The 7105-nt window shown below is 73.1% G+C and carries 6 protein-coding genes; 4 read left to right on the top strand and 2 right to left on the bottom strand.

Annotation, left to right across the window (positions count from 1 at the left end; genetic code table 11):
- Positions 1 to 618 precede the first annotated feature (618 nt).
- The 3 genes from ACPXBU_RS33875 (at position 619) to ACPXBU_RS33865 (ending at position 3095) form a co-directional block, all read left to right on the top strand.
- Positions 619 to 849: a PfkB family carbohydrate kinase gene (locus tag ACPXBU_RS33875; protein ID WP_425761278.1), complete on the top strand. Its 231-nt coding sequence runs from the start codon at positions 619 to 621 to the stop codon at positions 847 to 849.
- Positions 850 to 956: 107 nt separating this feature from the next.
- The gene (locus ACPXBU_RS33870; RefSeq protein WP_425761277.1) at positions 957 to 1838 is read left to right on the top strand and encodes an SMP-30/gluconolactonase/LRE family protein; all 882 of its coding nucleotides are present in this window, start codon (positions 957 to 959) and stop codon (positions 1836 to 1838) included.
- A 153-nt stretch (positions 1839 to 1991) separates the two neighbouring features.
- A complete protein-coding gene (locus ACPXBU_RS33865; protein ID WP_425761276.1) occupies positions 1992 to 3095 on the top strand; it encodes an L-dopachrome tautomerase-related protein in 1104 nt (367 codons plus the stop codon).
- A 19-nt stretch (positions 3096 to 3114) separates the two neighbouring features.
- Here ACPXBU_RS33865 and ACPXBU_RS33860 read toward each other — a convergent pair whose 3' ends face one another.
- On the bottom strand, positions 3115 to 3870 hold the full coding sequence (locus ACPXBU_RS33860) for a dienelactone hydrolase family protein (protein WP_425761275.1): 756 nt from the start codon (positions 3868 to 3870) through the stop codon (positions 3115 to 3117).
- A gap of 145 nt (positions 3871 to 4015) precedes the next feature.
- On the opposite strand from ACPXBU_RS33860, the gene ACPXBU_RS33855 reads away from it, so the two are divergent.
- Positions 4016 to 4978: an SDR family oxidoreductase gene (locus ACPXBU_RS33855; protein ID WP_425761274.1), complete on the top strand. Its 963-nt coding sequence runs from the start codon at positions 4016 to 4018 to the stop codon at positions 4976 to 4978.
- A gap of 23 nt (positions 4979 to 5001) precedes the next feature.
- Here ACPXBU_RS33855 and ACPXBU_RS33850 read toward each other — a convergent pair whose 3' ends face one another.
- Positions 5002 to 7011 (bottom strand): FAD-dependent oxidoreductase, encoded by a 2010-nt coding sequence (locus ACPXBU_RS33850; protein ID WP_425761273.1) that lies wholly within the window; start codon positions 7009 to 7011, stop codon positions 5002 to 5004.
- Positions 7012 to 7105 lie beyond the last annotated feature (94 nt).

Raw genomic sequence — 7105 nt, 5'->3', positions numbered from 1 at the left:
CTGCTCTGCGGCCACCACCACCGACACCTCCATCACAACGACTGGACAGTGCGGTTGGCAGGCGACGGCCACCCCGAGTTCATCCCGCCCGCCTGGCTCGACCCCAACCAGGTCCCCCGCCGCAACCACTACCACCACCGAACGTGAGCACAGCCAACCGCCGCCAACCCGCGCACCCCGAAGCCAGATCCGGCGGCATCAGAGGCCAGATCCGCCCAGCTACCCGGCGTGCAGACACGACCCGAAGCCACGAACACCGGCCCACTCCCACGCGACCCGGCCCCGTCGCGCCCTCCTGGGGCACGGTCCGCTCCTCTGTGACCAGGTCCCGTCGCGCCCTCCCGGGGGCCAGGCCCGCTCCCCCGCGGACCAGGTCCCGTCGCGCCCTCCTGCGGCACGGCCAGCCCTCCGCCATCAGGCCCGTCGCGCCCCCTGCGGCACGGCCAGCCGCCCGTCGCACCCTCCTGCGGCACGGCCAGCCGCCCGTCGCGCCCTCCTGCGGCACGGCCACCCCTCCGCCATCAGGCCTGGCCCGCCCCATCGTGGCCAGGCCAGGCCCGCTCCCCACCGTGACCAGGCCAGGCCCGCTCCCCACCGTGACCAGGCTCAGCCGGCACGATCCACCGTCTAGCCCGGACGGTGCCGGTGGTGGACACCGTCGGCGTGGGTGACGCGTTCGTGGCCGGACTGCTCTCCGGTTGGCTCGACGGCGTCGACGCGCCGACCCGGCTGGACCGGGCGGTCACCACCGGAGCGTTCGTGGTGGCCACCCGGGATGACTGGGAGGGCCTGCCCGACCGCGCCGAGCTGACGCTGCTCGACCACGGGCCGGGCGGTACGGTCCGCTGACCGGTACGGCGGCCGGCGCGGGCCGGCGACGCGGACGCCGGCCCGACCGCCCCACGCAACCGGCGCGGCCCGGCCACCGCCGACCGGAGATCGTTTGGAGGAGCACCATGGAGCTGACCGAACCGACCGTCTGGAGCGCCGACCTGCTGGAGCTGGGCGAAGGCCTGCGCTGGGTCGACGACCGATTGGTCCTCGTCGACCTGCTGGCCGGACGGCTGCTGGAGACCGACGGCGACGCCCCCGCCCCGCTGCGGGAGGTGCGCCGCCTCGACGTTCCGCTCGGCGCGGTCGCCCCGGTGGCCGACCGACCCGGCGACTGGCTCGCCGCCGCCGGCACCGGCGTCACGGTGCTGCCCGCCGGCGGCGACCCCCGACCGGTCGCCGACCTGGTCGCGGACGCACCCGAACCGACCCGGATGAACGACGCGGTCGCCGACCCGCACGGCCGCTTCTGGGCCGGCAGCATGACGTACGCGATGGTGCCCGGCGGAGGCACGCTGTTCCGGCTGACCCCGGGTGCGGCACCGGTGGCCGCGGTGACCGGGCTGACAATTCCGAATGGGCCCGCGTTCGACGCCACCGGCACCACCATGTACCTGGCCGACACGCCGCGCGGCGAAATCGACAGGTTCACCGTCGACCCGGACACCGGTGACCTGCGCGGGCGGGAGCCGTTCCTGCGGCTCTCCCCCGACGACGGGGGCCCGGACGGCATGACCGTCGACGCGGCGGGCCACCTCTGGGTCGCGTTCTGGGGCGGCTCGGCGGTCCGCCGCTACCGGCCCGACGGGATGCTGGACCGGGAGATCCGGCTGCCGGCGAAGCAGCCCGCCGGCATCTGCCTGGGCGGCCCCGACCTGCGCCGACTCTTCATCGGCACCGCCCGGGTCGGGCTGAGCACCGCGGGTCCGCAGGACGGCGCGCTCCTCGCGGTGGACGTCGAGGTTCCCGGCCTGCCCGCCGCGTACGCCGCCGCACCGGTCAGCTGACGCAGGCATAGAGGTCCCCGGCCTGCCCGCCGCGTACGCCGCCGCACCGGTCAGCTGACGCAGGCATATCGGACGCCAGGGCGGGAACAACCGCACCGGAGCGCGCAACCCGACGGCAGGAGGCGAGACGGTGGGCATCGTGAGGTGGGCGTCATGAACGGGCCGGTGGGCGACGAGCCGGTTGGCGAGTTGGAGTTGGTGCACACCTTCATCGGACCGATGCCGACCGGGGTGAGCGTCTCGCACCGAGGCCGGATCTTCGTCAACTTCCCGAAGTGGGGGGACGAGGTGCCGGCCACAGTCGTGGAGCTGCGCGACGGCCGGGAGGTGCCCTACCCCGACCAGGCGTGGAACGACCCATCGGGCGACGACGATGCGGGCGCGTTCGTGTCGGTGCAGAGCATCGTCGTGGACCCGGCCGACCGACTCTGGGTGCTGGACACCGGCAGCCCGATGTTCCAGCCCACGAAGCCGGGCGGCCCGAAGCTGGTCCGCATCGACCTGGACACCGACACGGTCGCCCAGGTGATCACCTTCCCGGCGGACGTGGCGCTGCCGACGACGTACCTCAACGACGTCCGCTTCGACCTGCGGCGCGGCGAGGCGGGGGTCGCCTACATCACCGACTCGGCGGACTCCGGGCCGAACGGCATCATCGTCGTCGACCTGGCCAGTGGCGCCTCCTGGCGGCGGTTGCACGACCACCCGTCCACGAAGGCGGAGCCGTTGACGTCGTTCCGGCCGGTGGTCGAGGGCCGGCCGTTCCTCGAACGGCCGGCCGACGGGCCGCCGAAGCCGGTGAGCATGGGCTCCGACGGCATCGCCATCTCGGCCGACGGCAGCCGGCTCTACTACTGCCCGCTGGCGTCGCGGCGACTGCACAGCGTCTCCACCGAGGCGCTTGCGGACCCGGGCGTCACCCAGGAGGCGGTCGCCGCGACAGTCGTCGACGAGGGGGACCGGGGCAGCGCCTCGGACGGGTTGGAGAGCGACGACGCGGGGCGGCTCTACCTCACCGCGTACGAGCACAACGCGGTGCTGCGCCGGCTACCGGACGGCGAGTACGAGACGCTGGTCCACGACCCGCGGCTGCTCTGGCCGGACACCATGTCGGTGGCCACCGACGGGCACCTCTACGTCACCGCCAACCAGCTGCACCGGCAGGCGCAGTACCAGCGGGGCAAGGACCTGCGGCGCAAGCCGTACGCGCTGTTCCGCACCCGCATCGACGCCGGCCCGGTGCTGCTGCGCCACTGACCGGGCCGTGCGCCGATGGTCAGCTCGTTGGCAGGGTGCGGTCGAGGAGGTCGAACAGGGCGGTCCAGTGACGCTCGGTGGCCTGCTCGTCGTACGCCGGGGTGTCGGCCATGGTGTAGCCGTGATGCGCGCCCGCGTACACCTCGGAGCGGTAGCGCACGCCGGCGGCGTCGAGCGCCTTCTCCAGCGTGGCGATCTGCTCGGGCGTCATCGACCGGTCGGCGTCGGCGTGCCCGAAGTACACCTCGCCGGTGATCGAGCCGACGCCCAGGTGCGGGCTGTCCGGCGCGTCGGTGACGATCCGCCCGCCGTGGAAGCTCGCCACAGCGGCGATACGGTCCGGGTGCGCCTCGATGGCCCGCAGCGCGTTCGTGCCACCCATGCAGTAACCGGTGATCGCGACCGGCCCCGGCCGCACGTCGTCGCGGGCGGCCAGGAAGTCGAGGTACGCGGTGGTGTCCCGGTCGAACAGCTCCGGGGTCAACGCGTTGACCAGCGGCATGATCTGCTCGAAGAGCGCGGCGCGCTGGTCGGCCTCGGCGAGGCGGGACAGGTCGAAGAGCGGCGCCCGCCCGGCCCGATAGAAGAGGTGGGGCGTCAGCACCAGGTAGCCCCGGGCGGCGATCCGTTCCGCCATCTCGACCAGGCGGGGGCGCGGCCCGAAGGCGTCCATGAAGAGCAGCACCGCCGGGAACGGGCCCTCGCCGTCCGGTCGGGTCAGACTCGCGTCCGCGATCCCGTCGCCGGTCGGGATGTCCACAGTCGTCGTCTCCACCGCGCCTCCTCGTCCGAAAGTCCTTGATCGTCAAGAACGCTACTCGCCGGGCAGCCGGCCCGGTCCGGCAGCCGGGGACCGTCGATCCCTGGATAGGCCGACCCTGGGTGGTGGCCGGCGAACGACCCAGGCTTGTCCTCGACCGATGAGGAACACGACCGACCTGGGAGATGGTGTGCTCGACCTGACAGTTCCGGACCTGACTGGAAGACTCGCCGTCGTCACCGGCGGCAGCGACGGCCTGGGCCTCGGCCTGGCCACGCGGCTGGCGCGCGCCGGGGCCGAGGTGGTGCTGCCGGTCCGCAACCCGGCCAAGGGCGCCGCCGCGCTGGACGCCGTCCGGGCCGCCGCGCCGGACGCCGTCGTTTCGACCCGGAAGCTGGACCTCGCCTCGCTGGACTCGGTGGCGGCGCTGGCCGACACGCTGCTCGGCGAGGGGCGACCGATCCACCTGATGATCAACAACGCGGGGGTGATGACGCCGCCGACCCGGCACGCCACCGCCGAGGGCTTCGAGCTGCAGTTCGGCACCAACCACCTCGGGCACTTCGCGCTGACCGGGCGGCTGCTGCCGCTGCTGCGGGCCGGCCACGCCCGGGTCACCACCATGTCGAGCAGCGCCGCCCGTTCCGGCCGGTTCGACTGGGACGACCTGCAGAGCAACCACCGGTACGCGGCGATCCGCGCGTACAACGCCTCCAAGCTGGCCACCCTGCACTTCGGGTTGGAACTCGACCGACGCAGTCGGGCCGGTGGCTGGGGCATCGTCAGCAACGTCGCCCATCCGGGCACGACGATGACGAACCTGTACGCGTCCGGTCCCAACCTGGGCCGCAGCCGGCCCTCGCTCCACCACTCGATCATGAGCCGGCTGGCCCGCTGGGGCATCCTGGTGCACTCGGTGGACGCCGGGCTGCTCCCCGCCCTCTACGCCGCCACCAGTCCGCAGGCGCGGGGCGGACGGTTCTACGGCCCGGACGGGCTGGGACAGTTCACCGGCAAACCGACCGAGCTGGCCGTCTACCGCTCGGCGCGCGACACGGAGGACGCGGCACGGCTGTGGGCCGTCTCCGAGCGGCTGGTGGGTGTCGAGTTCACCGGCAACTGACCGGGGTACGCGTCCGCGGCCGGTCAGGCACGGACGAAGCGCACCGCGTCGGCGACCACGTGGCCGTCGGTGTCCTCGGTACGGATCAGTACGCTCCCGCCACTGCCCGCCGTGAACGGGTAGGTCCCCAACGGCACCCACTGGCCGCCGGCCTGCCGCTGGTCCACCGTGCGGGTGACGAGCCCGCCGGAGTGTTCGATGTCGACAGGCACGTTCGTGGCACGGTTCGGGTTGGCGGTCCAGCGCATCTGCACCGTCCAGGACCCGGCGGCGGGCAGCGTCGGGCGGAACCGCAGCCGGTTGACGCCCTTCGCGGTGTTGCCGTCGTGCTCGTAGTCCGGGCCGTAGAAGCCGCCGACGCTCGTGCTGCGCAGCCACGTCCCGGCCCGGGTGATCCCGCTGGCCGCCGCGTTGTCCAGGATCACCTCGTCGGTCGAGCCCCACTCCAGGACCGCGCCGTCCTGCCGCAACCGGGCCTGGAGGGTGGGCACGGGCACCTCCTGCACGGCGAGGTTCCCGGCGAGGGCCAGCGTCGCGGCGGTGGCCGCCGCCTGCCCGAGGATCATGAACACCGGTTCCATCCGGATCGAGCCGTACGCGATGTGGCTCGCCGAGAGGCAGACCGGCACCAGCAGGTTGGCGCACTGCGCCCGGTGCGGCACGATCGCCCGGTAGCTCACCGGGTAGGGGGCCGGCACCCCGATCTGCACGTCCCCCTCGTTGCGCACCCGCCCGTCGACCACCACCCGTTGACAGTTGTGCGAGTCCATCGTGTAACTGGCCAACCCCACCGAGTCGGCGGCCCGTACCCGGCCCCGGCAGTCGGCCTCGGTCATCACGTACGCGGAGATCATCCGGCGGGCCTCCCGGATGTAGAGCAGGGGCGGCCAGCCACCGGTGCCGGTGAACTCGTCGATCGGCAGCCCCCACCTGGCGGTCGAGTCGCGGACCGACGCCGGCAGCCGGGGATCGTTGGCCAGGAACCACATCAGCCCCTGCTGGTAGGTGCGGTGCTCGGCGATGATGCTCTCCCGCGCGGCCCAGCTCGCCGTCGGGTACGCGTAGTTGAAGCCGATGTTGTCGGTCGACACGGCCCCGTTGTTGTTGGAGTCGGTCTTGCCGCCGCCGATCGATCCGGTGGTGAAGTACGGCCCGGCGTAACCGGCCTGGATGTGGCGCAGCAGCAGCTCGTACCGGATCGGGTCGTAGCCGGACGGCTTGCCGAACGGGATCCGGTTGGCCGCCTGGGTCAGGCACATCCGGAAGCAGTACGCCTGGATCCGGTCGTCGGCGCTGCCGCGCGGGGCGAGTGGCGTGGCGGAGATGCCCGGCAACAGGCCGCTGGCGGGCGAGCCGGCCGTCACGTACGGGTCGACCGGGTAGACGAACTGGTGGGTGTTGCCGGACTGCACCCCGTTTATCGTCTCGCCGTAGGTGTCGTTGGACTCCCGCCCGACGGTGAACCCCACCCCGGCCATGGCCAGCAGGTCACCCTCGTAGGTGGCGTCGACGAACACCCCGCCCCGGTAGATCGAGCCGTCCTCGGTCCGCAGCTCGGTGATCCGGTCGCCGCTGCGACCGACGCCGGCGAGCCGGGCGTTGGTGATCACCGGCACGCCCGCCTCGGCCAGCAGGTCGGCGAAGACGGCGACGGCGACGTGCGGTTCGAAGGTCATCCGCAGCGGCGACGTCGGGGTGAGGGTTCCGCCGTGGTACTTCACGTACACCCGGCGGTAGAACTCGGCGGCGAGCCCGCCGATGGACGCCTGGACGCCGGTGTCGGTGGCGCCCAGCCCGGCGGTGCTCAGGCCGCCGACGTGGCCGGTGGGCTCCACCACCACGGCGGTGCGACCGAGCCGGCGCATGGTGATCGCGGCGGCCAGCCCGCCGGAGGTGGCGCCGTAGACGACCAGGTCGGCGGTGGTGACGGCGGCGCGGGCGGGGCCGGCGTGGAACGGGTCGGTGAGACCGGCCAGGACGAGGCCGGCGCCGCCGGCGGTCAGCAGCCGACGACGGGACAGGGGCAGGGACACGGCGGGCTCCCGAGGGGTAACCGGTGGAGGGGACGGTTACAGAAGCACGCCGCTGCCGCTGCAGACCGAAATTCTTCAATGTCTGCAAGCGTGT

The organism is Micromonospora sp. DT231 (assembly GCF_049847025.1).
In the GTDB taxonomy this organism is placed as follows: Bacteria; Actinomycetota; Actinomycetes; order Mycobacteriales; family Micromonosporaceae; genus Micromonospora.
Note: the sequence above shows the minus strand (reverse complement) of the source record. Positions and strands in the feature narration are given on the sequence as shown.